This window comes from Acinetobacter sp. QJM3NY_42, assembly GCF_056173745.1.
The window spans coordinates 1,695,650-1,722,459 of record NZ_CM149689.1 but is presented as its reverse complement, the minus strand read 5'-3'; the positions used below and the strand labels follow the sequence as shown (position 1 = coordinate 1,722,459).

Genomic DNA, 26,810 nt, shown 5'->3' with positions numbered 1-26,810 from the left:
TATATTTAAATTTACAAATTATAACATTTGATCATTAAATCAAGCTTAAACCAACCGCTCTCGTGAAATGAAGACCGGTTTAAAGCGTTAAGAAATTTGTAGTGGTCTGTTCTAACACTCTATTGTATTAGAGAAACTGACTGCTATCACTACAGCATGTTATTTAACTCAATAAAATTTAGAACCTACTCATGAGCTGCATCATACCAATAAAGCTATATGCAATATAGTGAATATAAAGTCATTCCTTATCTTATTAAGTGCTTTTGAAAATTCAAATTTGAAAAAATTTAATTATTAAAATCATGTGTTTATTTATAATTTTTTATAAAAAATATTTATCTGATAAATTTTTATCCTATATAAAATTTTATTCAATATAAATCTATAAATGAGATAAAACTGAATATAGCAATTTTAAGCTCTACATCTTTCGAATAGAAAGATGCAAACACTATTTTATTTAACAGACTTATCGCATTTTTGCCAAAAAGCGACTTAAACGGTTGATTGCTTCGCGTAATTCATTTTCGGCAGGCAGGAACACTACACGGAAATGATCTGGAGTTGGCCAGTTAAAGCCTGTACCTTGTACTAACAATACTTTTTCTGCACGCAGAAAATCCAGCATAAATTTTTCGTCGTCTTCAATCGGATACACTGCTGGATCTAAACGTGGAAAACAGTACATGGCGCCTTCCGGTTTAACACAGAAAACTCCAGGAATTTCATTTAACATTTCCCAGGCAATATTGCGCTGCTCATATAAACGTCCGCCTGGACGAATCAAGTCATTAATAGACTGATAGCCTCCAAGTGCAGTCTGAATTGCATATTGAGCCTGATGATTGGCACACAGACGCATTGAGGCAAGCATATCCAGACCTTCAATATAGTCTACTGCACGGCTTTTATTACCGGTAATTGCCATCCAGCCTGAACGGTAACCTGCAATACGATAAGCTTTAGAGAGACCATTGAAAGAGACACATAACTGATCACCTGCCAGTGCTGCCAGGGCTACATGTTCAATTCCATCATAAATAATCTTGTCATAAATTTCGTCAGCAAACAGGATCAGGTCATATTTTTTTGCCAGTGCAACAATCTGTTCAAGTACGTGGCGCGGATAAACCGAACCGGTTGGGTTGTTCGGATTAATCACCACAATACCGCGGGTATTTGGAGTGATTTTACTTTCCATATCAGCGATATCGGGATACCAGAAATTTTCTTCATCACATTTATAGTGAATCGCTGTGCCGCCAGAGAGATTAACAGCTGCTGTCCAGAGCGGGTAGTCCGGCATTGGCACCAGCATTTCATCGCCATCATCTAGCAGACCTTGCATGGCCATAACTATGAGTTCTGATACGCCATTACCAATGTAGACATCTTTTACGCTGACATCAAATACACCTTTTTGCTGGTAATACTGGCAGATCGCTTTACGTGCCGGAAAGATTCCTTTTGAATCGGTATAACCCACTGCATTTGGCAGGTTCAGGGCAACATCATTAATGATTTCTTGTGGCGCTTCAAAGCCGAACGGGGCGGGATTACCAATATTGAGTTTGATAATTTTATGGCCCTGTTCTTCCATTTCATTGGCGGCTCGTAACACTGGTCCACGAATGTCATAGCAAACATGCTCAAGCTTAGACGATTTTTTGATTTCGCGGGGTATAGTGTTACCTAAAACGGACATGATCTCATCCAATTATATGTATATTAAGAGAAAAATAGATTAACTGAAATAGCACAATCTATGGTGAAATTTAGCTAGAAATTTTTTGTTCTCTAGCGTAAATATGAAAGTACTGAAGCATGACATTGAATGTCATAGAATTAAAGGAGTTAATGATGGGAAAACTCAATAAAACAGACCGAGAATGGCAAAGAGAGTTATCACCCGAAGAGTTTCGTATTGCGCGACAAAAAGGTACTGAACCTGCGTTTACGGGGAAATACTGGAACAGTAAACAGGACGGGGTATATACCTGCCGTTGCTGTGGTGCAGAACTGTTTTCTTCAGAGACCAAATACGATAGCGGGTGTGGCTGGCCAAGCTTTTTCCGTCCGATTAATTCAACTGTTATAGAAGAACATGAAGACTTAAGTCATGGGATGGTCAGAACAGAAATAGTTTGTCATCATTGTGATGCTCATCTGGGGCATGTATTTGAAGATGGTCCACAGCCGACAGGACTGCGCTATTGCGTAAATTCGGCTTCACTCGAATTAAAAACACAAGAAAAAAGTGATGAGGAAACCTATCCATGACCAACATTTATCAGTTTGAAGCTGAGTTGTTAGATGGAAAAACTAAATCAATGGCTGACTATCGGGGCAAAGTCTTACTGATTGTTAATACTGCAAGTAAATGCGGTTTCACACCGCAGTTTGCTGGTCTGGAGAAAGTTTACCAGAAGTATAAAGATCAGGGATTAGAAGTATTAGGTTTTCCATGTAACCAGTTTGGCGGACAGGACCCGGGGACAAATGACCAGATTGGTGCATTTTGCCAGAAAAATTACGGTGTCAGTTTTCCAATGTTTGCCAAGGTTGATGTAAAAGGCCCAGAAGCCCATGCAGTTTTTCGTTATTTAACCAATAACAGTAAAGGAATTTTGGGCAACGGCATTAAATGGAACTTTACCAAGTTTCTGGTAGGAAAAAATGGTGAAGTGCTGAACCGTTATGCACCAACCAGTAAGCCTGAAGCTTTAGAAGAAGATATTGAAAGGGCATTGGCACAGTAAAAGTAAAAATAAAAGGGCGATTTAATCGCCCTTCATTTTTTCAGTAAATTAAGATTAAAGTACTCTCTCTAATCGTTCAATAGCCTGCTCACATTGAGCAATCTCAGCAACCAAGGCCAAACGTACATGATTTTCACCCGGATTACCTTGCGGAGTCTCACGTGACAGGTAACGTCCCGGTAGTACTTTGATATGTGCTTTTTCCATGAGCATTTTGGCAAAATTTTCATCATGGTCTACTTTTAACCAGTAATAAAAACCTGCATCTGGTTTTTGAAGTGGCAGAAGATGCCCCAGTTCATTTTGAAATAGTTCAAATTTGGCCCGATAAAGCTTACGGTTTTCTTCTACATGGTTTTCATCATTCCAAGCCACAATTGAGGCGAGCTGATGTTGAACGGGCATGGCTGCACCATGATATGTGCGGTATTTCAGGTAAGGTTTAAGCAGGTTGGCATCACCTGCGACAAAACCGGAACGCATTCCGGGCAGGTTTGAGCGTTTGGACAGGGAATGAAATACTACACAGTTTTTATAGTCATTACGTCCGATTTCAGCACAGACTTCAAGAAGGCCAACGGGCGCTTCATCGAACCAGAGTTCTGAATAACACTCATCTGATGCAATGACAAAATCATACTGGTCTGAAAGTGCAATCAGTTTTTTAAACTGATCTTTAGACAGAACCGCACCTGTTGGATTACCTGGTGTACATACAAACAGTAGTGCTGTTTTTTCCCATACCTCACTGGGTACATGGTCAAAGTCACCCAGATAGTTATTTTCTTGGGTGCAGTTAATGAAGTATGGTTTTGCACCTGCTAGAAGGGTTGCACCTTCATAAATCTGATAAAACGGATTCGGCATGACCACATAAGGTGTATCTTCTCGTTTTACCAAGGCCTGAACGAAAGAGAAAATTGCCTCGCGCGTTCCCGATACAGGAAGAATATTATTTTCGGCACTAATGGTGTTCAGCTTAAAGCGGCGGGTTAACCAGTCTGCAATACTCTGTCTTAATTCAGGTAAGCCTTTACTGTTCGGATAAGTTGAAAGGTGTTCAAAGTTATCAATAATTGCCTGTTTTACAAAATCAGGGGCAGGATGCTTGGGCTCACCAATAGAGAGGGGAATCAAGGGAAGGTCCGCAGGGACTACATCCTTAAAAAGTTGATTGAGCTTTTCAAAAGGATAAGGATGTAATAATGACAAGCTTGAGTTCATTGAAAAAATACCGTTTAATTATAACTTAATGCTGGCTTATGACTTGGCTTGAAGCTTCATCGAGTGCTGATTTCAGTTTTGCAGAAAAAAGCTGAGCTTCTTCAGCATTCATAGGCGTTCCATCCTTCTTTGTCACAAAGAAAATATCTTCAGCCCGTTCACCAAGTGTGACAATTTTGGCAGAATGAATATCCAGCCCCTGCATCATAAACAGACCGCCTACTTTAGCAAGTAAGCCAGGTTGGTCAAGTGTGGAGATTTCCACCATGTTTTGCTGCAAAGCCGGATTTAGGGTGATATCGACAGTATTTTTTACATCAAAATGGCGCAACTGACGAGGAATACGACGCTGCATTAACCCCGGGTAATTGTCGGCATGGCTGAGTGCCTGAACCAGCGCATCTGCAACGGTCTGCTTGCGTTCAGCATCAGTGAGTAAGGTTCCAAAACGGTCCAGTACTACATAAGTGTCTAGACTGAATGCTTTTGTGGCAGTAATAATTCGGGCGTCCTGAACATCGAGATTCATTCGGTCTAGTACTGCAACTGTAGTCGCAAACAGATTTGGCTTATCTTGAGTATAAATAAAAATCTGGACAGCATCTTGTGCAGCTTTACGATGTGCCCGCATCAATACCAGAGGAGCTGGATTATCCCCATGTTGCAGGATTGCACGGGTATGCCAGGCAATTTCATTCGCGGACTCTTTGAGAAAATACTCATCCCCCAGTTCTTGCCAGACCTTTTCTACCTCTTCCAGGGCAAACTCGTCCACCAGAAGTTCACTGGCTGCAAATTTGGTATCTTCAATGAGCATCTGGTATTCCACGGGGCGACCCAGGCCGGTGCGAATTACATCACGTGCATGCGTATATAGCTGACGCATTAATGAGGCACGCCACGTATTCCAGAGTTTTGGATTAGTCGCATTAATATCTGCTACTGTTAAACAGTATAGGTAATCCAGATGCTCCATATCACCCAATTTTTCGGCAAATTCTTTAACCACATCCGGATCGGAAATATCCTTCTTTTGAGCAGTTAATGACATCAGCAGGTGGTTCTGGATGAGCCACGCCACCATTTTGCACTCACGTTCAGTAAAACCATGTGCACGGCAGAATTCGATTGCATCAACTGCACCCAGTTCACTATGATCACCCCCGCGGCCTTTAGCAATATCATGAAATAATGCGGCTAAAAATACGATATCACGACGGGCAAGACGCTGAAAAACCGAGCTGACGACTGGAAAATCTTTCGCAAATTCTGGCTCTTTAAAGCGGTTTAAATTTCTGAGTAACAGGAGTGTATGAGCATCCACCGTATAAATATGAAACAGGTCATATTGCATTAATCCGGTAATTTTCCCAAAAGAAGGTATGTATTTACCGAGCACCCCATAACGTTTCATCGCCACCAATGTGTCGTATAAACGGTAGGGAGAGCGTATAATTGCCATGAAAAGGGCTTGATGCATGGGATTATCACGAAAGCTCTGGTCAATTCGCTTGGCTGCTAGGGTCAGCAGGCGAAGTGTTCGGGCACGCACTCCCTGAATTTCTGGCCGGTTAGCCAGTAAATAGAAAATCTCCAGAATTGCACTTGGATTTTCCGAAAATATTTTATGATGTTGTACTGCGAGTTTACCGTCTACCAGTTTAAAGTGTTCATTGATTTCTTCAATTTTACGCTCATAACTTGGTAGCCGCGGGGTAATAACAGACTCATTAAAATAAGCCAGTAGCATTTCATTTAAAGTTGAAACTTGCTGCGCAGTACGGTAATACCGCTTCATGAACTGCTCAATCGGATAGTTCGGAGATTCACCTTCCTTATGAACATAGCCAAATTTTGCTGCTATTTCGCGCTGGTAATCAAATAGCAGCCTGTTTTCATCGCGTTTGACCAGACGGTGCAGGTGGTGACGGATTTCCCAGAGAAAAATTTCAGCTTCCTCTAGAACAGCAAGTTCAAATTCAGAAATAAAACCGAGATGAACAAGATCATAAATCCGATTAACCCGAAAATGCCGTTTGGCAATCCAGCCAATCTGGTTAATGTCACGAATACCGCCTGGCGCATTTTTAATATCGGGTTCCAGATTGCTTTCTGTATGATTATGCTGGGCATAACGCTTTGCCTGCTCCTGCATTTTGGCATCAAAGAAAGTTTTATCTGTCCAGGTCTGTGACACAATTCGGCGTGGCCATCTGGCCAGATGCTGATTTCCAGTAATCAGCCGCGCTTCAATCAGTGCAGTAGCAACAGTTAAATCATTGGTGGCCTGTTCTACACAACTGGCAATAGTGCGTACACTAATACCTGGCTTAAAATTTCCGACATCCCAAAGAGAAGAAATAAAAGTAGAAATTAAGCTTTCCTGTTCAGGAGTGATATCGTCTTCAGATAAAATCATGATATCGACATCTGAGTATGGCAACATTTCACGACGGCCATAGCCCCCTACAGCAAACAGACCAAGATCGGTCTGGTGGAGTCCCGCGTGTTGCCATAAGAAGATCAGAGCTTCATCGATTAAATTGGAGCGGGCCAGAATAATGTCACGGATAGACTGCCCATTTTCATAACTCTCCTGTAACTGCTTTTCAACATCAGTACGCCATACATTAATGGCCTGAATATCATGATTGCTTTTGACATAATTAAGCAGAGGCGAGGTAGTGATCATGAGCATGTTCCGCAGTAAAGCTTTATGGATTTGAGTTTACAATTACTTGTGCGGCTGTTTGCTGCGCAAGTTCACGTGCTTCTTCTATAGTTGCTGCGCGTGCAGTAGCAACACCCATACGGCGCCGTTTAAAACCTTCCGGTTTGCCAAACAGGCGTAAGTCTGTAGAAGGATGAGCTAATGCAAGATCCAGACCAGAAAATGACAGGTTAGAACCATCTTGGCCAGCATAAATAACAGCACTGGCTGCAACACTGTGTCGCGCCGTATTTACAACTAAGCCCAGAATAGCCCGTGCATGTAGCTCAAATTCACTTTGGAACTGTGAAGCAAGGGTAACTAACCCAGTATCATGTGGACGGGGAGATACCTCACTAAACCAGACCTGATCACCTTTGATAAAAAGTTCAACACCAAAAACTCCACATCCACCCAGTGCCGCAGTGACTTTATCTGCAATCCGTTTAGACTCTTCAAGCGCCACAGGTGACATGGGCTGCGGCTGCCAGCTTTCAACATAGTCCCCGGAATCCTGTCGGTGACCAATCGGATCGCAAAAGCTGGTTTCAATTTTGCCGCTTTGCGGATTCTTGGCACGCACAGCCAATAAAGTAATTTCAAAGTCAAAATCGATTTGTGATTCAACAATGACCTTACCCTGATTTACCCGTCCCCCAGTCTGTGCATATTCCCAAGCTGCATCAACTTCATCAAAACTTTTTACCCGGGACTGTCCTTTACCAGAAGATGACATGACTGGTTTTACAAAATTAGGATAACCAATATCATCACAGGCAGCACGAAAGCTCTCCAGAGAGTCGGCAAAACGGTAAGCAGAGGTGGGCAAGCCTAATTCTTCAGCAGCCAGGCGGCGAATGCCTTCACGGTTCATGGTCAGGTTGACAGCTTTAGCAGAAGGAATGACAACAGCTTGTTGTCCAGCTTCCACCTCTAGAAGAACTTCCGTAGCAATTGCTTCAATTTCAGGGACAATAAACTGGGGTTTGACTTGCTCAATCAGTGCTTTTAACTGTTGGGGGTCTGCCATGTTGAGGCTATAAGAAAAATGAGCGACCTGCATGGCTGGCGCGTGTTCATAACGATCCGCTGCATGTACTTCTACTCCAAGCCTTTGCAAGGAAATGACGACTTCCTTACCTAGCTCTCCCGAACCAAGCAGCAAGACTTTGACCGCTGAAGATTGAAGTGGAGTACCGATAGTCACGCTCATGCGAATCATCCTTGCAAAAGTGGACTTACAGCATAACAGAACTCATGCGCGTGTTAAGTGTTTCAGCAAGAAAAGCTTAAGTTTTTATCAAGTAATCTTCTGATCAATCAAAAGAAAATTTCATTTAGACAGGTATGTAAGTATAGACCAATCCATAAACAATGGCTGCGGTCAGAGTTGCTGGTACGATTTTCCTGAATCTAAAATATAAACCGATCAGTACAAGGAAACCCGCCAGCATGGCCAAGCTTTTATCAGGTGTTTCAATCAGGGGGGGCAATGTAGCAACTACTAGCATAGAGCTAATAGCAGAAATACCGATACTCCCCAGCGCAATTTTTAACCAGATTGCACCACGACGCTGATTCTGCTGCTGATACTTTTGAATGAAGTAAAATGGGCCAAAACGGGAAATGAAATTTGCAATTCCCACGACGAGACCGACCAGAATAATATCCAGATTCATAGTGTTTCCATTAAATCGTCATGCTGCTTGAGGATGTAATGCTTAAACAGTCCGGCCAGAATACCGGCAATAATCCCGATAAAAATTGCTGCAGAAAGATTAATAAAATAACAGGCTAAGGCCGAAACAATTAGGCATACTGCTACCACCAGAGTATGTTTTCTCTCAAAAGCCGCGAGTAAAAAGCTTAAAAACAGCGCAGGTAATAGAAAGTCCAGGGCCGCTTGCAAGAAGCGTGGCAAATTACTCACCTGATTGGCGAACATCCCCCCTAGAAATGAACCACCTGCCCAAGATAGCCAGCTAAACAGACTTAAGCCCAGCATCCATGACTCTGACCATTCCTGTCGGCGTTGGGAGAGTTTAATCATGCCACTGGCAAATACCTCATCGGTAAGTCCCCATGCCCAGGCAGCGGTCTTTTTCAGGTTTAACTGATGGTTAATCAGGTTGTATAAGGCTGGTCCATAGAGCAGATGCCGAATATCTAAAGCGATAACAGTCAGTGCTGTCATCCAGATTGATGTACCACTGCCGAGCAGGGCAACTACAAGAAACTGACTGGCACCAGCATACATGGAGCAGGATAAAAATAGAGCTTCCCAGGCAGTAAACCCAAACTGGGTAGCAGAAACGCCAAAGGCAAACGAGACAGGTAAATAGGTCAGCATGATGGCCTGGCTATCTCTGGCACCTTGCCAGAAACCGGCCTGAGTCAAAACGGAACTTTCATGTTCAGACACAATACACCCTGGAATTTTTAAAGAGTTGAACAATAGGTCAAAACGCAGATTGAGTATTCTACCCGAATTCACTAGCATATGAGGAAAATGTTTGTTTAGGCGACTTAAAATGCGGGCTCATTTAAACCGTTCATTTCTTCTTCTCCCTGTTTTAATCAGCGTGCTGGGCTTACAGGCATGCAGCAACTCATCAAACGAACCAGAGCGAAAAGTCGAGATTAAACCTGCTCCAAAACTGACCAATGATGCCACCAGTTACGCCCAGCAGGCATGGAAACTCATGAATGAGATTGATGCACTGGTTTATCAGAAGCAGACAGAGCGTCTGGAACAGGAAGTTCGTAAACCAATCCGTCAGCTTACCACTGACTGGCGAATTAATGTCAAGATGACAGACTCAGTGACTGAAGGAAAATATGCCCTTTGCCGTAAGGCATTGAGTAGTCTGGATATCTGGACGCGAGAAATTCTTGAAAATGGTTCAGAAGCTGGTCAGAAACAGGCTGATTATGAACGTGATAAGGCACAGTGTAAGGGCGCAATTGATCATCCTGAACTGGGTAATACCGACCCAAAAAAGAAAGGCGTTTAAGTAATTTAAAAAAATAGCTCAACATATGAGCTATTTTTTATTAAATGATTAGCCTAAACATTAAATTAAAAAGGTGAAGGAATAAATTGCATAATCAGGGCAATACTCACAAGAGATAAGAGGGTACTAAGCATGACAGACGCAACTGACTGCTCAGCAATGCCATTTAATTGCCCATAGATTCCAAATGCTGTCGCCATAGGAAGAGCTGAAAGGATTAAAGCTGCATAAGCCATCTTCGCTGTGCTTCCCGGCATTATATAAATTATACTGGTCACTACAATTGGCATAATCAATAACTTGATAGTGCATACAATCAGTACATCTTTGCTAAGGTCTTTTATGGTCAATGTTGCAAGACTGGCACCAATCACAAAAATCGCAAGTGGAGACGCAGTAAAAGCTAGTGATTTTAATGGAAGCTCTAGCGAGACAGGCCACTGAACGGTATAAACTGAGCAGATCAAGCCCAATATAATTGAAAGAATAATGGGATTTTTAGCAAGATTCTGCAAAGTTGAAAGAATAATAGTGGATAGAGTCTTATCCTGTTGATCTGAAGATTCTATCAAAATCAGCATCAGACTCAGTAAAATAATATTTTCAATCACCAGTGTCATTGCCAGATAGGGGACGGCGGCCTGGGCAATTAGTAAGGTGAGTACTGCTGTACCGATAAAGCCGGTATTTGACATGGATGAACCCAGCCCAATCACAGCAGCCTGATGGCGAGGTAACTTAAAGAATCGGCGATAAAGTGTATATGCACTGAAGAATAAAATCAGTGAACCTAGCAGGTAGCCTAGAAAATAAGGCATCTGCCAGATTTCATCAAAGGAACGGGTAGAGAGGGCGTACAGTAAAAATGCGGGTAGCGAAACTTTAATAATAAACTGGATGATTGCCTGTACATGCGTAGTATTTAGCATGTTTAAGCGCAAGCTTAAATAACCCACACTTAAAATAATAAAGATGGGAAAGATGACTGAAATAATTTGTTCCATGACCTGATCGTTTGCTCCCTGCAAACTTGATTATTCCACTATTTCATTGAGTTTTAAATGTAGTTGGAACGTTTAATTAAAAAGAATACTGGATGAAGATAAAAAGAATATGTTAGCTGTATATTAAAATTATGAACAAAAGGCTTTAGTTAGCAGGGCCTAATAAAAATGCCAGTCATATTAATGAACTGGCATTTTTATTACTTTACTGGGTATATTTTTATACGTTAAAACGGAAATGCATAACATCACCATCCTGAACGATATATGTTTTACCTTCTAGACGCCATTTGCCGGCCTCTTTGGCACCAGCTTCACCGTTGTACTGTACAAAGTCATTGTATGCAACAACTTCAGCACGAATAAAACCTTTTTCAAAGTCGGTATGAATGACACCTGCCGCTTGTGGTGCAGTTGCACCAACTTTAACCGTCCATGCACGAACTTCTTGCACCCCTGCCGTGAAATAGGTTTGTAAGCCCAGTAAGGCATAACCGGCACGGATAACTACATTTAAACCCGGTTCTTCCATACCCATTGCTTCTAGGAACTCAGCGCGATCTTCATCTTCAAGAAGTGAGATTTCAGATTCAATCTGGTTACACAGAGGTACCACAATGGCATTTTCTTCTTCTGCCAGTTTGCGAACAGCATCCAGATGCGGATTATTTTCAAAGCCGTCTTCTGCCACATTTGCAATATACATGGTTGGTTTTAACGTCAGTAAACCAAAACCACGTACCAGTTTGCGCTCATCATCAGATAAATCTGCTGCACGTGCTGGCTTGCCCTCATCCAGTAAAGGCTGAATTTTTTCTAGTACGGCTTTGGTTGCTACCGCTTCTTTATCACCACCTTTAGCAACTTTGGTTAAGCGCAAAATAGCTTTGGCTACGGTTTCCAGATCAGCCAGTGCCAGTTCAGTATTAATAGTAGCAATATCATCTAATGGATCAATCTTGCCATTTACATGAATAACATTTTCATCTTCAAAACAACGTACGACATGAGCAATTGCATCAGTTTCACGGATATTCGCCAGAAACTGGTTACCTAGACCTTCACCTTTGGATGCACCTGCTACCAGGCCTGCAATGTCAACAAATTCCATCGTGGTGGGAATAATACGTTGCGGGTTTACAATAGCAGCCAGCTTGTCCAGACGTGGATCGGGTACAGGTACAATTCCGGTATTTGGCTCAATAGTACAAAATGGGAAGTTCTCTGCTGCAATGGCAGCCTTGGTTAATGCATTAAAAAGGGTAGACTTACCCACGTTTGGCAGGCCAACAATACCGCAATTAAAACCCATGAAATGACTCACAAAAATTGTTATCTGAAATTGCCGATGATTTTACATGAAAGCCATGACAAAGTCAGTCATGGTATCTCACAATCCCTGAAAGTCTGTATTGTTTTAAAGCTTGCGCTTATCTAGCTGGCTGGCCAGGGCATCTCCAGTTGCCTGAATAAGCATCACCAGGATCATGAGCACCAAAATAACAGCCAGCATAATCGTAATATCAAAACGCTGATAACCATAACGGTAAGCAATATCACCAAGTCCGCCTGCTCCTATAGCACCAGCAATTGCAGAAGAATTGATCATGGTTACCATCGTAACGGTAAAACTTGCCACAATTCCGGGCAGGGCCTCCGGTAAAAGTACATGCCAGATAATCTGTTTACGGTTACAGCCCATCGCTTGTGCGGCTTCAATCAAGCCATGATCCACTTCACGTAAACTGACTTCAGCAATACGCGCAAAAAACGGGGTAGCAGCAATAGTTAATGGCACCACAGCAGCCCAGACGCCATAACTGGTACCTACAATAAGACGTGTGAGTGGGATCAGAGCTACCATCAAGATTAAAAAAGGGACAGAGCGTGTAATATTAATGACCCATCCCAAGGGCTGATTAATCATCCGTGATGGATAAATACCATGTTCACTGGTATTGACCAGGATAATTGCAATCGGTAAACCAATTAAAAAAGCTGCAAGAGCAGATATGCCTACCATAATTAATGTATCGATAGTGCCGGTCAAAAGCAGGTTAATGAGCTGGTCGTGCATAGCCAAGTACCTCAATGTGGGCAATATATTGTTTTAGCGCTTCTTTCAAATGCTTCAGATTTAACTGTACGTCGGGTATAGCGACAATCAGTGAACCGATCAGATGCTGCTGGATCGTATCAACATGGCCCTGATATAAGTGAACTGGACCATTTAACTGTTCAAGAATGACTTTTAAATCTGGTGTGTGGTGTATGGCAGACTCATAACAAAGTTTTAAAATAGTATGTGTAGTCTCTGTAGTTACCTTCGAATTCACTGCAAACGGTAAATCCAGTTGTTCTAGAGTTAATAATCCTTGAGTAATCTGCTGTTCAGGTTTTGAAAAAACACTCCATACCTGACCAGATTCGACAATTTCACCTTGATCAATAACAACCACCTGATCACAAATTTCCCGGATAACCTGCATTTCATGGGTAATCAGAACAATTGTAATTCCCATTTGCTGATTGATTCTTTTGAGTAACGATAAAATGACCGAGGTACTTTCCGGGTCTAGAGCTGAGGTTGCTTCATCACATAATAAAATTTCAGGGCGGTGTACCAGAGCACGTGCAATACCGACGCGTTGTTTCTGTCCACCTGAAAGTTGTGAAGGATAGTTTTCTGCTTTACTGCTTAAACCGACCAGTTCCAGTGCCTCATTAACACGCAGTTCAATTTCGGCTTTTTTATGTGCTGATATTTTAAGAGGCAGGGCAACATTTTCCCACACCGTTTTAGCTGACATCAGGTTAAAGTGCTGGAAAATCATTCCGATACGTTGGCGCAGCCGAATAAGTTCCGCATGATTCAGGCTGGCCAAGTCCTGCTGGTGAATATGAATACTGCCATTACTGGGTTGTTCCAGACCGTTTAATGTACGTAGCAAAGAGGACTTTCCGGCACCGCTTTTGCCAATAATGCCGAAAATTTTACCTTCAGGAATATCCAGACTGATATTCTTGAGTGCATGTACAGATTTGCCTTGTACTTGGTAGTATTTGTTGAGGTTTCTGATCTTGATATGGGAAACCGTAAATTCAGTATGAGAACCAAAACTCACCATTATTCTTCTCCTTATTTCCAGCCCTGAAACCACATGCCTTGACCAAAGTCCTGATCCAGTATTGTTTTGACCTTTTCTGAGGTTTGAAAGGCTTGTACAAATCTGGCAAGTTTCTGGTCTTTATCTTGATAATCTGTTCGGGTTACGAACAAGATGGCGTATTTCTTGTCTATCGGATCTAAAAATAAAGCATCCTTCGGGTTAGCTGCTTTTGCCATTTTCAGATAATGCGGAAAACCAAAAATAAGATCTGCTTCATCAATGGCATGGGCTGTTTGTGGACCTTCTACCTCAATAAACTGTAGCTGTTTAGGATTGCGTATAATGTCCTGGAGTGTAGTTAATTCATTCTGAATATCTTTAACTTCAATCAGGCCGGCCCGGGCAAGCAGAATTAAAGCACGCGCCGAGTTGACCGGATCATTGGGTATGACTACGCGAGCATGAACAGGAAGTTGCTCTAGTGATTGATACTTTTTTGAATATAAGCCCACATGGCTGCCAGTACCTGGTGCAAATGCATGCAGGTTAAACCGGGTTTCACGAATTGCATTTTTCAGATAAACGCTTTGCTGAAAAAAATTGGCATCAATATCACCGTTCTGAACAGCTACATTGGGTGCATGCCAGTCTGAAAACTCAACCAGCTTGACCTGAATACCTTGTGCTTTCATATCATCTGCGACACTTTGTAGCAGATCGGCATAGGGTGGGCTGATGCCGATTGTTAAAGTATCTTTCTGCAGGGTATTACTATTAAAACGGTAAGCAGCCAAACCGAGTATAACTAAGAGGGTTGTCAGGCCAATTAGCCAAAACTTATAAGAATCTGATTTTAATAAGGTCATCATCTGTTCCTTACTTCCAGCCAGGGAACCAGAGTTTTTTCCCAAAATCCTCATCTAAAGCGGCTTGCACTCTTGGGGAGTTCTGGTAAATAGTCACGAATTTTTTCAATTGATCGTCTTTATCTTTGTAATCATCACGGACTACAAATAAGATGGCATAGCGTTTGTTGGTATTTTTGTCGAATAACAGTGCACTTTCCGGATCAGCAGTTTTTGCCAGACGTAAATAATGAGGATAGCCAAAAGCCAAATCAACATCATCAATTGCACGTGCGGTCTGTGGTCCTTCAACTTCGATAAACTGCAGATTTTTAGGGTTTGCAGCAATATCCTGTAAACTGGACAGATGATTGTTTACATCTTTTAAGCTAATGAGTTTGGCTTGCTGCAAGAGCAGGAGAGCACGACCCTGATTTACTGGATCATTTGGTATAGCAACTCTGGCATTTTGTGGTAACTCATCAAAGCTTTTATACTTTTTTGAATACAGGCCTACATGAGATGCTGCTCCAGCTGCAAAAGCTTTGAGCTTAAAACCGGTTTCTTTTATGGCATTATCCAAAAATGGCTGATGCTGAAAAAAATTGGCATCAATATCTCCGTGATTTAGCGTAATATTGGGCGTGTTCCAGTCAGAGAATTCAACAAGCTTAATATGAAGTCCTTCTTTTCTGGCTTCTTCTGCTGCAACTTGTAACGGTTTTGCAAACGATGGGCTAATCCCGATGACCAGTTCATCTGAACCTGTTTTTTTCTGTAACGTCCAGCCAGTAAGACCTAAGATAACTATGGTCAATACTGCCCCTAAAATAGTGAATTTCGTTTTTGCTGTTTGTGCCATCATGCACCTCTAAAAATTTTTAAAATGTTTTATGCAAGCTGTTTTTGAATAGGACGGATTTCGGCGGGAGAGGCCGGGGTTAGACATCGGAACTGTTGCACCGGATGTTGTGCAGAAAGCAGGTTACCTTGCTGAAATAACTTATGTCGCAATGTACCTTCGCTATAAGCTGTTTTGTAGCGACCGCGCTGTTGCAGCTCCGGAATAACCCACCGGATAAAGTCCTGATGGGATTCCGGGGCAACCGTACGGGTCAGGTTAAAACCATCAATTCCTGTTTCATCAATTAAATGAATTAATTGTTCCGCTACAGTTGCTCCACTACCCACAATGAGGGGGTAACGTCCTCCCAGCACATGTTGGTCTTTCAGATCTGCCACTGTAATTTTCTGTTCTTTAAATTTATTGTTGACTGAAGCAATACTGTTAGTTTGCTGATAGGGAATGGTTTCTTGCTCTGTAAACTGGGACAGATCAATGCCGACAGAACTGGAATAGTGGGCAAGACCTGCTTCAGGACTGGCATAGTGGCAATACTCTGCCAGTTTTTCCTGTGCAAGCGCATCAGTTTCAGCGCTAACCACAGTAATGCCAATAAAAATTTTAATAGCTTCTGCTTCACGACCCTGTGCAGTGGCAAGTGTTCGAATTTTCTCGACCTGCTGTTTAATTTTTTCCGGTTTATCGCCTCCAATAAATATGGCCTCAGCATGTTGAGTTGCAAAGGTAAGACCACGTGGCGAAGCACCTGCCTGAAAAAGGACCGGGGTGCGCTGGGGAGAAGGTGAAACCTGAAATACTCCTTCACTCTGGTAAAATTGGCCCTGATGCCGGATTGAATGCACTTTCGCCGGTTCAGTAAATATCCGGTTCTGCCGATCCTTTACAACTGCATCATTTTCCCAAGAGCCTTCCCAGAATTTATAGCAAAGCTCCAGAAACTCCTCAGCCTGTGCATAACGCAAATCATGTTGTTTCAAGCCTTTCTGTCCGATTAATCTTTCAGCACTATCTAAATAACCTGTCACAATATTCCAGCCAATCCGGCCATGGGTTAGATGGTCCAGGCTGGCAAAACGCCGTGCAAACTGATACGGCGTTTCATAGCTCAGATTTACCGTAATACCGAAGCCCAGATTCTGGGTAACTGCGGCCATTGCTGAAACCAGAGTAGAGGGGTCATGGCTGGGAAGCTGGATTGATTCTTTTAAGGTCAGCTCAATACCGTTTTGATAGACGTCATATACACCAGTAATATCTGCAAGAAATAACCCGTCAAATAATCCTTGCTCTAAAGTTTTCGCCAAATCTGTCCAGTAGTTCAGTTCATTAAAACGATGTGATTGATCTCGTGGATGTGTCCATAACCCATGGTTAATATGTCCTGCTGAATTCATGTCAAAAGCATTAAGTAAAATCTGTTTAGGTAATTGCTTTGCCATTACAATGTCCCCCTGCGTGGAGGTAGAACTCCATTTAATACATATTGTCCAATAAAGTAATATTTCCAGCGCGCTGCATCATGTAAAGTATGGACACGTGCATTACGCCAGAAACGGTCTAGTCCGTCTTTTAACTGGCTACCCCGGCTACCTGCCAGTTCAATCAGTTTGCTGGATGCTTTTAATGCAGTTTCTGTACTATGTGCACGAACCTTAGCTACCTCAATGGAAGCCTGTGCTATATTTTCCACAGTAGGTAATGGACGGGCTACCTCAATAGCCTGAGCAGCCTGTTTGAGGAGAACCTCACTGGCACGTACATCAGCAGCCACACGGCCGAGTTCTAGCAGAGTCAAGGGGTCTTGAGTAGCACGATCTAGTCCTGAGTCAATCCAGGGGCGCGCCTGTTTTACCTGCCGCAATGTTTCTTCAAAAGCAGCGCGGGCAATTCCTACTTCAATTGCAGCATGCATAATCTGGGCAAATGGCCCGACTAAGGTGGGCTGAGTGAATGCTGTATCAAAGGCAATCAGATCCTCTTGCTCAACAGCGACGTGATTAAATTTTACCGTACCACTTCCTGTTATACGCTGCCCAAAGCCATTCCAGTCATCCACGATTTCAAGGCCTTGGCTATTACGCTTTACAAAAGCTAAAAATTCCCGACCTTCTGCATCTGTAACTAGCGTAGGAATACGGTGTGCGAAAAGGCTTCCGGTACAATAAAATTTTTCCCCCTGAATTACGTAGTTATTTCCCGCAGCAATCAATTGTGTATGCTTATGAGCGGCAGATCTGGTTTTGAATTCTGCCAGTGCATTACCGAAACGGGCTCCTTTTAAAACTTCTGTGTAAAACTTCTGTTTCTGCTGTTCTGTACCTGTATTACGCAGGACTTCCAGTGCATAGAAATGATTTTGAGGAATCTGTCCAATTGAACCGTCCACTCCACTAAACAGGGCAATGACTTTAGCTACGGTCAGACTTGAAACTTCTGCACCCCCATATTGCTTGGGAACGGTAATCGCCCATAAGCCTGACTGGCTGTAGGCTTCTATCTCTTCAAAAGGCAAAATACGGTTTTGGTCCCGTTGAACTGCCTCGGCTTTAAACTTTTGACTTAAATCCTGTGCAATAGCCAAAGCTTCTTCATCGCTTTGGATAATATATGCCTGATTTTCTAAAACTTCTTTAAGATGAAAATTTTGATATGAGGTCATAAGATATTTCCTTAAATCCAGGCGTGACGAGCAGGAAAGGCCTGATTGAGGTAATAGTTACCAATGGCATGTAACTTCCAGCGTACCGGGTCATGCAAGGTATGAACTCTGGCATTCCGCCAGTACTGGTCCAGATGATGCTGGGACAGGCAGGAACGACTGCCGCCAAGTTCAAGCAATTTTTCTGAGATCTGTAGGGCAGCGTCATTAGCATAAACTTTGGCTTCTGCAACCCTTATAGAAGCTTGTGCTGCCTGCTCCGCTGTAACTATCTTATGCTGGTCAAGTTCATCGAGATATTCAGCTGCTTCATCCAGTAGCAAAATAGATGCATCAAGCAAGATATTTAATTTACCAACTTCCTGTAGTGTGTAATGTTCGGAGCTGGCTTTTTCTACTTGTGCGTCAATAATAGGGCGTGCTTTATGAACAGCAGTTAAAGTTTCTGCAAATGCAGCCTCTGCAATACCAACATCTATAGCCACCTGGAGTAGCTGCGAATAAGCACCGCGATAATTAGGTTTTTCATAAAGTTTTCTTTCATCAAAAATGAGATCAGGATTTACTCTGACTTGGTTCAGACGGACTGTGCCGCTAGCTGTAGTGCGCTGCCCGAAACCGTACCAGTCATTGATGACTTCTACGCCTTTTTCCTGTGCATCAATAATTACCAATACGACATGGCCTTCAGGATGAACTGCTTTAATAGCAAGCCAGTGTGCAAAACTACTGCCAGTCGAGTAGAACTTTTCACCATTAAGAATATATTGGCCATCTTTAACGCTAAGCGTGGTCTCTAGTGTTTTACTGTCTTTGGTGTAGCGCTCTGGGCCACCATTAGCCAGACGCTTGCCATGCAGAATTTCAGAGAAAATAAACTTTTTTTGTTGCTCGTTTCCCATCATATTAATCATGTTGAGCAGGGCAATCTGGTTTTGCGGGATTTGACCGACATTGGCATCGGCTTTAGATAAAATTCTGAACACCTGAGCAAGTGTCTTGTTTGAAACGAATGCGCCTCCAAAAGCTTTAGGAATACGGATGCCACCTAATCCTTTGAAACTGAACTGTTCAATTTCTTCTATTGGTAAGATCCGGCATTGATCCCGTTCATTTCTTGTATTCAAGGCAAAATCAGCTACCTGATAAGCTGCATTCAGGGCCTGCTGATCATTTTCTATAATATAAGCGGGAGTTTGAGTAATATGAGTCATCTTTATACCTTCCTAAGATGACTCAGAACTTAAAGGAATTATCTGGCAAACTTAAACCAGGTATTATGCGAAAGTTATCATTAAAAGCTTATAAGAAAAAAACTGCTGAAATTTATAAAAAATCAGATAAAGTAGATTTATATAAATCAGTAAGTTAATTAAAGTTATATGGTTTTTAACCGGTTGAAATTTATCTTATATATGTAATTGGCATAATTATGGTAAAAAAAACTATAAAAACAGATGGGATAAGGCTATAAGAAAAGAAGTAAATCTGAACAGGTGGTCAAAATTTTTAGAACCATCAGTTTTAAAGTAGAATGATATTCAGGTCTTAATTTAAAAGTCAGTTAAAATAGAAGAATAATCCGGAGTTTTTATGCGTACTTTATACCAGTTTCCTTTATCTCATTTTTGTGAGAAAGCTCGCTGGTTACTCGACCATAAAGAGTTAGATTATGTTGCGCATAATTTGATTCCAGGCTTTCACCGGGCCTTTACCCAATTGAAAACCGGACAGAACAGCTTGCCCGTTTTGAAAGATGACAGCTACTGGATTGCTGACTCTACAGAAATTGCCCTATATCTGGATGAGACCTATCCTGAACATAGTTTACTACGACGTGACCCGGAGCTGCGAGAGCAGGCATTGCAGATCAATAATGTTGCTTCTGAACTCGGAGAACATGTCCGTCGCTGGGGGCTGGCCCAAGCACTATCACAGGGCGATGAGCCTTTAGAAATCATGCTCGGTGAACAGGGGTATATGCGTCAGTTTGAGAAATTTTCAAAACCTTTAATCAAAACGCTTGTAACCAAGGGATACCAGCTCGAATCTGAAAAAGTAACTGAATCTAAAGCCAGAATGACTGAGCTGATAGAACAGCTAAATAGCGCATTGATCAAAAATGGAGGACGTTACTTTGTTGGTGACCGTTTAGGTCTTTCCGATATCGCAGTATGTTCCATGCTGGCGCCTTTGCTTGAGCTTGGCGAAACACCTTGGGAAAATGAGCATGAAGAGAACAGAACGGGAGATTTCATGAATTATCAATCTTATTTACTTGATTTACCTTTAGGTCAATATATTCAGCGTATTTATGAGACAGAACGTAATGCCCGAGTAGACTGGCGTGGAATGTAGCTGGGTATATAAGTAATATAAACCTTGTTATCGCAAGGCTTTCCAAATATCTAGAGATAAAAAATATTGCAAAAGTGAAAAATAATGAGAATAAAAAAACTTAAAAGCCATTAATTTGGTAAAATTTTTAAAGAATAAAACTTAAAGTGAAAAATTTTTTCTAAAAATATTGAAATTAAATGATTAAAGGGAAATAATTCGACTCAGCCGCTGTTAAATTGATAGTCAGGGTGTGATAGGGATCGAAAAGAGGGTCAGCTTATTGGGAGATGGGCACTGACTAAACTCACAAGGTCTTAATTCGACTTCAGTTATATAAACCAAAAGTTTATGAAACAGGCTATAGGTTATCCACGTATAGCTACTAGAAGGAAACAGTATCATGTTTTCCCTTGACCCTAAAAATTTATTTGATTATAAAAATAAATCTGACCATAAGTACCACAGCATGATTCAATATACGGTATGACTGGAGCTCAGAATGGGACTGGACCGTTTCGACAAGCAAATTCTTGAAATATTGACACACGAAGACCTGAATTTAAATGAACTCTCTGAGCGAATTAATCTTTCTGTAAGTTCGGTACACCGCCGTATCAAACAGCTTATTGAAAATCAGGTGATGACTAATCTCAAGCGTGATATCAATTTTCAAAAACTAGGTTTTAAGTTGCATGTCTTGCTACAAGTATCCCTGAGTAAACATGACAGTGATACCTTTGAAAAATTTCTGCAAGAAGTCGAAGAGCTTCCTGAAGTTATTAATGCATTTTTGGTTACCGGCCAGTCTGCCGATTTTATTCTTGAAGTTGTTGCTACCGATATGGAAAATTATAGCGATTTTCTGCTTAAACGGATGGGGAAAATCGAGCATGTTGTAGCGTTGCATTCAAGCTTTGTAATTAAAGAATATAAAGTGTTTAATTGTTATAACTTGCTAAATAAAGTTCCAGAGCAAGTATAAAGCTTAAAAATAAAAAAGCGCCAGTTCTGGCGCTTTTTAATAATATTTAATCAGGCATCAAGCTGAGCCAGTACTTCATCTGAAAACTCAACGTTGGTATAAACATTTTGTACATCATCTAAGTCTTCTAGCATATCAATCATTTTCATGATTTGTTTAGCTTGATCAATATCGGTAATTTCTGCTTTGGTAGAAGGACTCATTACAACCTCAGCATTGTCTGACTTCAAGCCGGCCGCACTAAGTGCATCCTGAACGTCACCGAAGCTCTCTGGTGTGGTAATAACTAAAATCTCATCTTCAGAAATTTCAATATCTTCCGCACCAGCTTCTAGAGCAACCTCCAAGATTTTTTCTTCAAGTGACAGATCATCAAAAGAGATTTCACCACGTTTGGTAAACAAGTAAGCCACAGAACCTGAAGTTCCAAGATTACCATTAGTTTTACTAAAGCAATGACGAACATCAGGAACAGTGCGGTTTAGGTTATCTGTCATGGTTTCTACCAGTACAGCTACACCACCTGTGCCATAACCCTCATAAGTGATTTCTTTTAAATCATCATTATCTTCACCACCAGCACCACGTTGAATGGCCCGGTTAATTGTATCACGCGTCATATTTACTGAAAGCGCTTTTTCGACTACAGCACGAAGACGTGGGTTACTGGCCGCGTCCGGGCCGCCGAGTTTAGCAGCCGTTACAATTTCTCGAATGTATTTGGTAAATACTTTACCGCGACTTGCATCTTGTTTTGCTTTGCGATGCTTAATATTGGCCCACTTGGAATGACCCGCCATGCGAATTATGCTCCAGTTTTATAAACTAAAATTTCGGGTTGAAATGTTAGCATAGCCACTGATTTGTTGAAAACAGGCCACTGCCAGCTTTTAAGCGAAGTTTCCGAAAAATCTTTAGAAGCTGATGCTCTAACAAGAAGATTTAGATAAAACAAATTAATTAAACTGCAGCTTCAACTTTAAGCTCTTAGTCTTGCGAGCACATTCATAGAAAATAGCTGAGCTTTAGGCTCATTAAAACAACCAAAATTTAGAGGCTAAACTCATAAAAAATTATATTAATTAAATTAAAATTATAAAATTACTTGTAATTTGTTTAGAAAAAATTATAAATTAACAGGCTGTATACGACTTTAGTCTAACAGGTGGGCCTAAACTGTTTAGTACTGTAAGGGGAAGCGATTATGTTTTTAACGCTTATCGGCGTTGGTTTGGCTATTTTTATTCTGATCTGTGTCTGGAGTGCGATTGAAATCTACCTGGAAGCTCATCATCGCAAATAATTAACCTTGTTTTAAACAAAGCACTTTGGGAAATGCTCTGTTACAGCGGTTATCTTCCTGTTTTATCTTTATATAAAGATCAAGAGCCTAACAGTTCTTTGTAGCCAGCCATTTTTCCTTAATATAGAGATCTACCCGATATTGCTCATCATAATCATCAGCAATACAATTTGCCTGACTTTGTGTAGCTAAGTTTTCAACCTTTTTGACAAGGACAGTTGGTGTTGAAGATAATTTATCAATCTGACAAACCCACCATTGTTTTCCAATTCTTCGAACCTGAAAAAACTCACTGTTTTGCTTACGCTTAGCCATAATCATGACACCCTTTTTTCAACTGAGGAGTATTTAGATCTATTATTTTATAGGTGTATAGCTCTAGATAGTTAAGTTTTATGAGCAAAAATCGCTTAAATTTAGAACAATTAAGTGTTTATTTTATAAGATGTGATTACTGTAATACTAAGCTAGATCTAAAAATATATAATTATTTTTAATATAATATTTCAATAGGTTGTGTGTAATATTATAATAAAACTGATAGCGCAATACATTTAAGTAAGCTATTAAAAAATTATATTTAACTTTGTATTAAAGGATAACAAGGATTTTAATATATTATAAGGTTCTTTGTTTATTGATAAAATTTAACTCACCTATAATTTTATTAATTCCTGTAGAACAACGATGGAATATATAATGAAAAAACAATATTTATTGTCTGCAATTATCTGTGTAAATACAGGGTTGATCATTGGATGCCAAACAGTTTTACCTTATATCGATACTGCTAAACCGACCACTACTCTAAAGACTTCTTCTGGAACACTGTCTGTAAATACATTTGTGCAAATGGTTTACCCTAAAATACTCAATGAGCCTCTGGCGCATGTGACACCCGTACTCAATGATTATTTTAAATCTTACCCTTATCAACAGCTTGAACCAAATATATTGGGTTTTTTTCATCCTAGTATTGAATATAAAAATCCACAAGGTGAAACTCGTTACCTGGTTATTATTGAAAAAGTAAAAATCAATAATGGATACATTCAGGACTGCCGAGCCTGCTCAAGTACAGTAGATTTATTTATATTTAAAAAACAGGACAACCATTTCCAGTTAGTCAATTCAGCTTTAAATCAGAAAGATATCCCTACAGCCGGTGGGCATTTGTATTTTAGTTTTAAACATGACTTACAGAAAAATTTAAGACCGTTTGGCAAGAACATGATAGGAAGTTATACGCTTGCAACTTTTACAGGTGCAGGGGGGCAAGAAATTTCGACTTGGTATGCGGTCTTGTTGCCTGATGTCGGGAGAGTTCAAGTTCTTGAAATAGGCTCGGCGGGTAACGATACATCAAGTTACTATGCAGATCGTCCTGAGTTTGCATCCATTGTTACATCAACATTAAGAGTGGTTAATAACCAGAACACTTATTATCCTGTTGAAGTGACTTATATTGACCAAGATCAGCCAAAGAAGTCTTACAAAAGTCTATTTATGTATGATCAAGCCAAGCACATCTATGTGGAATATGAAAAAAAATAATCAAAAGACCTTTTAGTTAAATAATAAATCAAATATTGAGTGATAACTTAAAAACAGACTGTATTTTAAAATAAACCAATTTAATGATTTTAAATGATTAGAATAATCTTGGTTTTTAAGAATAATAGGCTAATGAGATTCAAAATTAAAATATGAGTTGGTTTATAAATAAATTTTGCTTTAATTGGTCATATAAAAACTTTAAAAGATTTACTACTAAAAGTATTAATTTATTAAAAAATAAATTAGTGGAATTTATAAAGTTATATAAGTCAACATTAATAGAAAAACCTCATAATTCACGAATTATGAGGTTTAATATATGGTGGGCCCACCGTGACTTGAACACGGGACCAACGGATTATGAGTCCGCTGCTCTAACCAACTGAGCTATAGGCCCTATAAATGCTTATATCTAAAGCATTTTTGCGATAGCAATACTAGCTAAATTCTCAAGTAAACACAAGCATTTCTCAAAAAAAACTGGAGAGATGCTGTTTTATTCATCAAATTTAGGAGATTAAAATGACGAAGCAAATAAATGCGGTGATAAGAAAAGTATTAGCTTGCCATAAAAAATTTCTTTAAGAAGTTAAGCTTAGTAAGTAATTTTAAACTGTTTAATAATTAAGTATTTAGATTTTGGTTTTTTCAAAAACAAAATGAAAACAATTGCTTATTTATTTATAGTGAATTAAAAAATAATATTGTCTTTTTGTTTAATTCATGTTAATAAATAAATTGAAAGTACACAACAAACTTTCGATACCGTTTCAGGAAGAAACCATAACTATAGTAACAAGGAGCAAAACAATGTTTCAGTTGTTAAGAAAACTCTTCTGTATGCATGCCTATGAATATGAGCAGTTCTCAGAATTTAATGAGGTAAAAGAGTGTCGTAAATGCGGAGATCATAGGAACTAGATGTATATCTATTGGTTTAAGATACCCATGAACCTGGTATGTTTCAATCAAATCTAATTCGATTTTTATTATAAAACCTGAAGAATTTTATAAAGGCTGCTGTTTTCGGACAGCAGTCTTTTTTTATAATTATCTTGAATTCATTTAAAAATTTTAAAACTTGAAAGGCGATAGGAAATAGCATGACTAAGGATTTTAAAGCTACAACTTATATTGTAGATGATAATCTTGCTGATACGTTTTGTTGGCTATGTCAGCATCAGGACAGTTTCGACAGTTTTTCTTATGATGTGCAGACTGGCGAGTTAATAGTGAATCATGCTGCAGGTAGTGATGTGATTCGTAAAGGTAATTATCTTAATGCAAGTTATGGCGTTTTACTGACGTCTTCCTAGAAAGCAGAGATATAAAAAAGCCCCGGTTTGGGGCTTTTTAAATTTATATATCTATTTAAGCTGACATGGCATCTATACTGAGTTCAGCAACTGTTGGCTTGGCTTTCTCGGCACTTAACCCCAGTTTATTAAAGAGAATGCGGTCTTTGCCTTCACCTGCATTTGGTGTCGTTAAAAGTTTTTCTCCAGAGAACAAGGAGTTGGCACCCGCCATAAAGGCCAAAGCCTGATCTGAATCAGAAAGTGATTCACGCCCGGCAGAAAGACGGATATAACTTTGTGGCATGATGATGCGGGCAACCGCAATAGTTCTGATCCATTCGGTGACATCCAGTTTTTCAACATCAGCAAGAGGCGTACCTTCAATCGGTACCAGCATATTGATTGGTACGGATTCAGGATGAACTGGAAGAGTGGCCAGTTCATGTAGTAAGCCAATACGGTCCTGCTTGCTTTCGCCTAACCCGACAATACCTCCGCTACATACCTTCATTCCTGCCTGGCGTACATGGTCAAGGGTATCTAAACGGTCATCGAAAGTACGGGTACTGATGATATGAGAATAGTATTCACGGGATGTATCTAGGTTATGATTATAATAATCCAGTCCTGCATCTTTTAAACGTTCTGCCTGAGACTGATTCAGCATACCTAAAGTCATACATGTTTCAAGGCCAAGAGCCTTAACTTCACGAACCATTTCCAGTACATAAGGCATATCACGTTCATTCGGATTACGCCATGCAGCACCCATACAAAAACGAGAAGAACCAGACTCTAAAGCTTCTTTGGCTTCACGAATTACTTTTTCTACAGCAATACGTTTTTCTGCCTCAAGATTGGAATCATAATGCGCTGACTGTGAGCAATATTTACAGTCTTCCGGACACTTACCGGTTTTGATCGAAAGAAGCGTGCTGACTTGTATAGTATTCGGCTGAAAATTCTCGCGATGAATTCGCTGGGCTTCAAAAATCAGATCCAAAAAAGGCTGCTGATACAAAGCCTCAATTTCTTCTCGAGACCAATCATTACGTACCGGACGGGTGCTGCTCATATGTCTGTCCCTAGTCATTTATATAGTTCATTACTGTGCATATTAAGCAAAACCGATGCCAG

The 26,810-nt window shown here is 40.5% G+C and carries 25 protein-coding genes and 1 tRNA gene; 7 read left to right on the top strand and 19 right to left on the bottom strand.

Annotation, left to right across the window (positions count from 1 at the left end):
• Window positions 1-472: 472 nt before the first annotated feature.
• Entirely contained in the window at window positions 473-1,708 is a 1,236-nt protein-coding gene (locus AC0VYT_RS08110; protein WP_005019839.1) for a pyridoxal phosphate-dependent aminotransferase, read from the bottom strand.
• A 155-nt stretch (window positions 1,709-1,863) separates the two neighbouring features.
• Between AC0VYT_RS08110 and msrB the strand changes: the two genes are divergently transcribed.
• Together msrB and AC0VYT_RS08100 are read left to right on the top strand one after the other, a co-directional pair.
• A complete protein-coding gene (gene msrB, locus AC0VYT_RS08105) occupies window positions 1,864-2,283 on the top strand; it encodes a peptide-methionine (R)-S-oxide reductase MsrB (protein ID WP_005019840.1) in 420 nt (139 codons plus the stop codon).
• On the top strand, window positions 2,280-2,762 hold the full coding sequence (locus AC0VYT_RS08100) for a glutathione peroxidase (protein WP_005019841.1): 483 nt from the start codon (window positions 2,280-2,282) through the stop codon (window positions 2,760-2,762). The genes msrB and AC0VYT_RS08100 overlap by 4 nt, the downstream gene beginning before the upstream one ends.
• Window positions 2,763-2,816: 54 nt before the next feature.
• Here AC0VYT_RS08100 and dapC read toward each other — a convergent pair whose 3' ends face one another.
• The 5 genes from dapC to AC0VYT_RS08075 form a co-directional block, all read right to left on the bottom strand.
• Window positions 2,817-3,986 carry a succinyldiaminopimelate transaminase gene (dapC, locus tag AC0VYT_RS08095; RefSeq protein ID WP_005404480.1) on the bottom strand — a complete coding sequence of 390 codons (1,170 nt, stop codon included), beginning with the start codon at window positions 3,984-3,986 and terminating at the stop codon, window positions 2,817-2,819.
• A 25-nt stretch (window positions 3,987-4,011) separates the two neighbouring features.
• The gene (gene glnD, locus AC0VYT_RS08090) at window positions 4,012-6,678 is read right to left on the bottom strand and encodes a [protein-PII] uridylyltransferase (protein ID WP_005019843.1); all 2,667 of its coding nucleotides are present in this window, start codon (window positions 6,676-6,678) and stop codon (window positions 4,012-4,014) included.
• A gap of 22 nt (window positions 6,679-6,700) precedes the next feature.
• Complete coding sequence (gene purT, locus AC0VYT_RS08085; RefSeq protein WP_171053881.1) at window positions 6,701-7,918, bottom strand: formate-dependent phosphoribosylglycinamide formyltransferase; 1,218 nt, start codon at window positions 7,916-7,918, stop codon at window positions 6,701-6,703.
• 115 nt (window positions 7,919-8,033) lie between these two features.
• On the bottom strand, window positions 8,034-8,375 hold the full coding sequence (ygaH, locus tag AC0VYT_RS08080; protein ID WP_005019845.1) for an L-valine transporter subunit YgaH: 342 nt from the start codon (window positions 8,373-8,375) through the stop codon (window positions 8,034-8,036).
• Window positions 8,372-9,046, bottom strand: coding sequence for an AzlC family ABC transporter permease (locus AC0VYT_RS08075; protein WP_171053894.1), 675 nt, complete (start codon window positions 9,044-9,046; stop codon window positions 8,372-8,374). Before AC0VYT_RS08075 ends, ygaH begins: the two co-directional genes overlap by 4 nt.
• Window positions 9,047-9,227: 181 nt before the next feature.
• Here AC0VYT_RS08075 and AC0VYT_RS08070 point away from each other — a divergent pair, with 181 nt between their 5' ends.
• Window positions 9,228-9,710: a hypothetical protein gene (locus AC0VYT_RS08070; RefSeq protein ID WP_005019855.1), complete on the top strand. Its 483-nt coding sequence runs from the start codon at window positions 9,228-9,230 to the stop codon at window positions 9,708-9,710.
• Between the two features lie 65 nt (window positions 9,711-9,775).
• Here the strand turns inward: AC0VYT_RS08070 and AC0VYT_RS08065 are convergent, their stop codons facing one another.
• The 9 genes from AC0VYT_RS08065 to AC0VYT_RS08025 all read right to left on the bottom strand — a co-directional run bounded on the left by AC0VYT_RS08065 (window position 9,776) and on the right by AC0VYT_RS08025 (window position 19,407).
• Window positions 9,776-10,714 carry an AEC family transporter gene (locus tag AC0VYT_RS08065; protein WP_005404483.1) on the bottom strand — a complete coding sequence of 313 codons (939 nt, stop codon included), beginning with the start codon at window positions 10,712-10,714 and terminating at the stop codon, window positions 9,776-9,778.
• Between the two features lie 220 nt (window positions 10,715-10,934).
• Window positions 10,935-12,026 carry a redox-regulated ATPase YchF gene (gene ychF, locus AC0VYT_RS08060; protein ID WP_005405018.1) on the bottom strand — a complete coding sequence of 364 codons (1,092 nt, stop codon included), beginning with the start codon at window positions 12,024-12,026 and terminating at the stop codon, window positions 10,935-10,937.
• A 105-nt stretch (window positions 12,027-12,131) separates the two neighbouring features.
• The gene (locus AC0VYT_RS08055; protein WP_005404485.1) at window positions 12,132-12,791 is read right to left on the bottom strand and encodes a methionine ABC transporter permease; all 660 of its coding nucleotides are present in this window, start codon (window positions 12,789-12,791) and stop codon (window positions 12,132-12,134) included.
• Complete coding sequence (locus tag AC0VYT_RS08050; RefSeq protein WP_005404486.1) at window positions 12,772-13,842, bottom strand: methionine ABC transporter ATP-binding protein; 1,071 nt, start codon at window positions 13,840-13,842, stop codon at window positions 12,772-12,774. Before AC0VYT_RS08050 ends, AC0VYT_RS08055 begins: the two co-directional genes overlap by 20 nt.
• 11 nt (window positions 13,843-13,853) lie before the next feature.
• A complete protein-coding gene (locus AC0VYT_RS08045) occupies window positions 13,854-14,690 on the bottom strand; it encodes a MetQ/NlpA family ABC transporter substrate-binding protein (RefSeq protein WP_005019860.1) in 837 nt (278 codons plus the stop codon).
• 10 nt (window positions 14,691-14,700) lie between these two features.
• Window positions 14,701-15,531, bottom strand: a complete 831-nt coding sequence (locus tag AC0VYT_RS08040; protein ID WP_005019862.1) for a MetQ/NlpA family ABC transporter substrate-binding protein — start codon at window positions 15,529-15,531, stop codon at window positions 14,701-14,703.
• A 29-nt stretch (window positions 15,532-15,560) separates the two neighbouring features.
• Window positions 15,561-16,973, bottom strand: a complete 1,413-nt coding sequence (locus tag AC0VYT_RS08035) for an LLM class flavin-dependent oxidoreductase (RefSeq protein WP_005019863.1) — start codon at window positions 16,971-16,973, stop codon at window positions 15,561-15,563.
• Window positions 16,973-18,193 (bottom strand): SfnB family sulfur acquisition oxidoreductase, encoded by a 1,221-nt coding sequence (locus tag AC0VYT_RS08030; protein ID WP_005019864.1) that lies wholly within the window; start codon window positions 18,191-18,193, stop codon window positions 16,973-16,975. Before AC0VYT_RS08030 ends, AC0VYT_RS08035 begins: the two co-directional genes overlap by 1 nt.
• An 11-nt stretch (window positions 18,194-18,204) precedes the next feature.
• Window positions 18,205-19,407: an SfnB family sulfur acquisition oxidoreductase gene (locus tag AC0VYT_RS08025; RefSeq protein ID WP_005019866.1), complete on the bottom strand. Its 1,203-nt coding sequence runs from the start codon at window positions 19,405-19,407 to the stop codon at window positions 18,205-18,207.
• Window positions 19,408-19,786: 379 nt separating this feature from the next.
• Between AC0VYT_RS08025 and AC0VYT_RS08020 the strand changes: the two genes are divergently transcribed.
• Together AC0VYT_RS08020 and AC0VYT_RS08015 are read left to right on the top strand one after the other, a co-directional pair.
• On the top strand, window positions 19,787-20,551 hold the full coding sequence (locus AC0VYT_RS08020) for a glutathione S-transferase family protein (RefSeq protein WP_005019867.1): 765 nt from the start codon (window positions 19,787-19,789) through the stop codon (window positions 20,549-20,551).
• A 481-nt stretch (window positions 20,552-21,032) separates the two neighbouring features.
• A complete protein-coding gene (locus AC0VYT_RS08015; RefSeq protein WP_005019868.1) occupies window positions 21,033-21,515 on the top strand; it encodes an Lrp/AsnC family transcriptional regulator in 483 nt (160 codons plus the stop codon).
• A gap of 50 nt (window positions 21,516-21,565) precedes the next feature.
• Here the strand turns inward: AC0VYT_RS08015 and AC0VYT_RS08010 are convergent, their stop codons facing one another.
• Together AC0VYT_RS08010 and AC0VYT_RS08005 are read right to left on the bottom strand one after the other, a co-directional pair.
• Complete coding sequence (locus tag AC0VYT_RS08010) at window positions 21,566-22,315, bottom strand: YebC/PmpR family DNA-binding transcriptional regulator (RefSeq protein ID WP_005019870.1); 750 nt, start codon at window positions 22,313-22,315, stop codon at window positions 21,566-21,568.
• A 590-nt stretch (window positions 22,316-22,905) separates the two neighbouring features.
• Window positions 22,906-23,133, bottom strand: a complete 228-nt coding sequence (locus AC0VYT_RS08005) for a hypothetical protein (protein ID WP_005405020.1) — start codon at window positions 23,131-23,133, stop codon at window positions 22,906-22,908.
• A 384-nt stretch (window positions 23,134-23,517) separates the two neighbouring features.
• On the opposite strand from AC0VYT_RS08005, the gene AC0VYT_RS08000 reads away from it, so the two are divergent.
• The gene (locus AC0VYT_RS08000; RefSeq protein ID WP_005019876.1) at window positions 23,518-24,372 is read left to right on the top strand and encodes a hypothetical protein; all 855 of its coding nucleotides are present in this window, start codon (window positions 23,518-23,520) and stop codon (window positions 24,370-24,372) included.
• Between the two features lie 323 nt (window positions 24,373-24,695).
• Here the strand turns inward: AC0VYT_RS08000 and AC0VYT_RS07995 are convergent.
• A tRNA-Ile gene (locus AC0VYT_RS07995) sits at window positions 24,696-24,772 on the bottom strand.
• A 706-nt stretch (window positions 24,773-25,478) separates the two neighbouring features.
• On the opposite strand from AC0VYT_RS07995, the gene AC0VYT_RS07990 reads away from it, so the two are divergent.
• A complete protein-coding gene (locus AC0VYT_RS07990) occupies window positions 25,479-25,691 on the top strand; it encodes a hypothetical protein (protein WP_005019879.1) in 213 nt (70 codons plus the stop codon).
• A gap of 55 nt (window positions 25,692-25,746) precedes the next feature.
• On the opposite strand, the gene bioB is transcribed toward AC0VYT_RS07990, so the two are convergent.
• Complete coding sequence (gene bioB, locus AC0VYT_RS07985) at window positions 25,747-26,748, bottom strand: biotin synthase BioB (protein WP_005019880.1); 1,002 nt, start codon at window positions 26,746-26,748, stop codon at window positions 25,747-25,749.
• Window positions 26,749-26,810: the final 62 nt, after the last annotated feature.

What these genes read in the sequence shown, in the direction of transcription:
- AC0VYT_RS08110 (WP_005019839.1), bottom strand. Translation starts at nt 1,708, where the DNA reads ATGTCCGTTTTAGGTAACACTATACCCCGCGAAATCAAAAAATCGTCT.
- msrB (WP_005019840.1), top strand. Translation starts at nt 1,864, where the DNA reads ATGGGAAAACTCAATAAAACAGACCGAGAATGGCAAAGAGAGTTATCA.
- AC0VYT_RS08100 (WP_005019841.1), top strand. Translation starts at nt 2,280, where the DNA reads ATGACCAACATTTATCAGTTTGAAGCTGAGTTGTTAGATGGAAAAACT.
- dapC (WP_005404480.1), bottom strand. Translation starts at nt 3,986, where the DNA reads ATGAACTCAAGCTTGTCATTATTACATCCTTATCCTTTTGAAAAGCTC.
- glnD (WP_005019843.1), bottom strand. Translation starts at nt 6,678, where the DNA reads ATGATCACTACCTCGCCTCTGCTTAATTATGTCAAAAGCAATCATGAT.
- purT (WP_171053881.1), bottom strand. Translation starts at nt 7,918, where the DNA reads ATGATTCGCATGAGCGTGACTATCGGTACTCCACTTCAATCTTCAGCG.
- ygaH (WP_005019845.1), bottom strand. Translation starts at nt 8,375, where the DNA reads ATGAATCTGGATATTATTCTGGTCGGTCTCGTCGTGGGAATTGCAAAT.
- AC0VYT_RS08075 (WP_171053894.1), bottom strand. Translation starts at nt 9,046, where the DNA reads ATGCTGACCTATTTACCTGTCTCGTTTGCCTTTGGCGTTTCTGCTACC.
- AC0VYT_RS08070 (WP_005019855.1), top strand. Translation starts at nt 9,228, where the DNA reads ATGCGGGCTCATTTAAACCGTTCATTTCTTCTTCTCCCTGTTTTAATC.
- AC0VYT_RS08065 (WP_005404483.1), bottom strand. Translation starts at nt 10,714, where the DNA reads ATGGAACAAATTATTTCAGTCATCTTTCCCATCTTTATTATTTTAAGT.
- ychF (WP_005405018.1), bottom strand. Translation starts at nt 12,026, where the DNA reads ATGGGTTTTAATTGCGGTATTGTTGGCCTGCCAAACGTGGGTAAGTCT.
- AC0VYT_RS08055 (WP_005404485.1), bottom strand. Translation starts at nt 12,791, where the DNA reads ATGCACGACCAGCTCATTAACCTGCTTTTGACCGGCACTATCGATACA.
- AC0VYT_RS08050 (WP_005404486.1), bottom strand. Translation starts at nt 13,842, where the DNA reads ATGGTGAGTTTTGGTTCTCATACTGAATTTACGGTTTCCCATATCAAG.
- AC0VYT_RS08045 (WP_005019860.1), bottom strand. Translation starts at nt 14,690, where the DNA reads ATGACCTTATTAAAATCAGATTCTTATAAGTTTTGGCTAATTGGCCTG.
- AC0VYT_RS08040 (WP_005019862.1), bottom strand. Translation starts at nt 15,531, where the DNA reads ATGGCACAAACAGCAAAAACGAAATTCACTATTTTAGGGGCAGTATTG.
- AC0VYT_RS08035 (WP_005019863.1), bottom strand. Translation starts at nt 16,973, where the DNA reads ATGGCAAAGCAATTACCTAAACAGATTTTACTTAATGCTTTTGACATG.
- AC0VYT_RS08030 (WP_005019864.1), bottom strand. Translation starts at nt 18,193, where the DNA reads ATGACCTCATATCAAAATTTTCATCTTAAAGAAGTTTTAGAAAATCAG.
- AC0VYT_RS08025 (WP_005019866.1), bottom strand. Translation starts at nt 19,407, where the DNA reads ATGACTCATATTACTCAAACTCCCGCTTATATTATAGAAAATGATCAG.
- AC0VYT_RS08020 (WP_005019867.1), top strand. Translation starts at nt 19,787, where the DNA reads ATGCGTACTTTATACCAGTTTCCTTTATCTCATTTTTGTGAGAAAGCT.
- AC0VYT_RS08015 (WP_005019868.1), top strand. Translation starts at nt 21,033, where the DNA reads ATGGGACTGGACCGTTTCGACAAGCAAATTCTTGAAATATTGACACAC.
- AC0VYT_RS08010 (WP_005019870.1), bottom strand. Translation starts at nt 22,315, where the DNA reads ATGGCGGGTCATTCCAAGTGGGCCAATATTAAGCATCGCAAAGCAAAA.
- AC0VYT_RS08005 (WP_005405020.1), bottom strand. Translation starts at nt 23,133, where the DNA reads ATGGCTAAGCGTAAGCAAAACAGTGAGTTTTTTCAGGTTCGAAGAATT.
- AC0VYT_RS08000 (WP_005019876.1), top strand. Translation starts at nt 23,518, where the DNA reads ATGAAAAAACAATATTTATTGTCTGCAATTATCTGTGTAAATACAGGG.
- AC0VYT_RS07990 (WP_005019879.1), top strand. Translation starts at nt 25,479, where the DNA reads ATGACTAAGGATTTTAAAGCTACAACTTATATTGTAGATGATAATCTT.
- bioB (WP_005019880.1), bottom strand. Translation starts at nt 26,748, where the DNA reads ATGAGCAGCACCCGTCCGGTACGTAATGATTGGTCTCGAGAAGAAATT.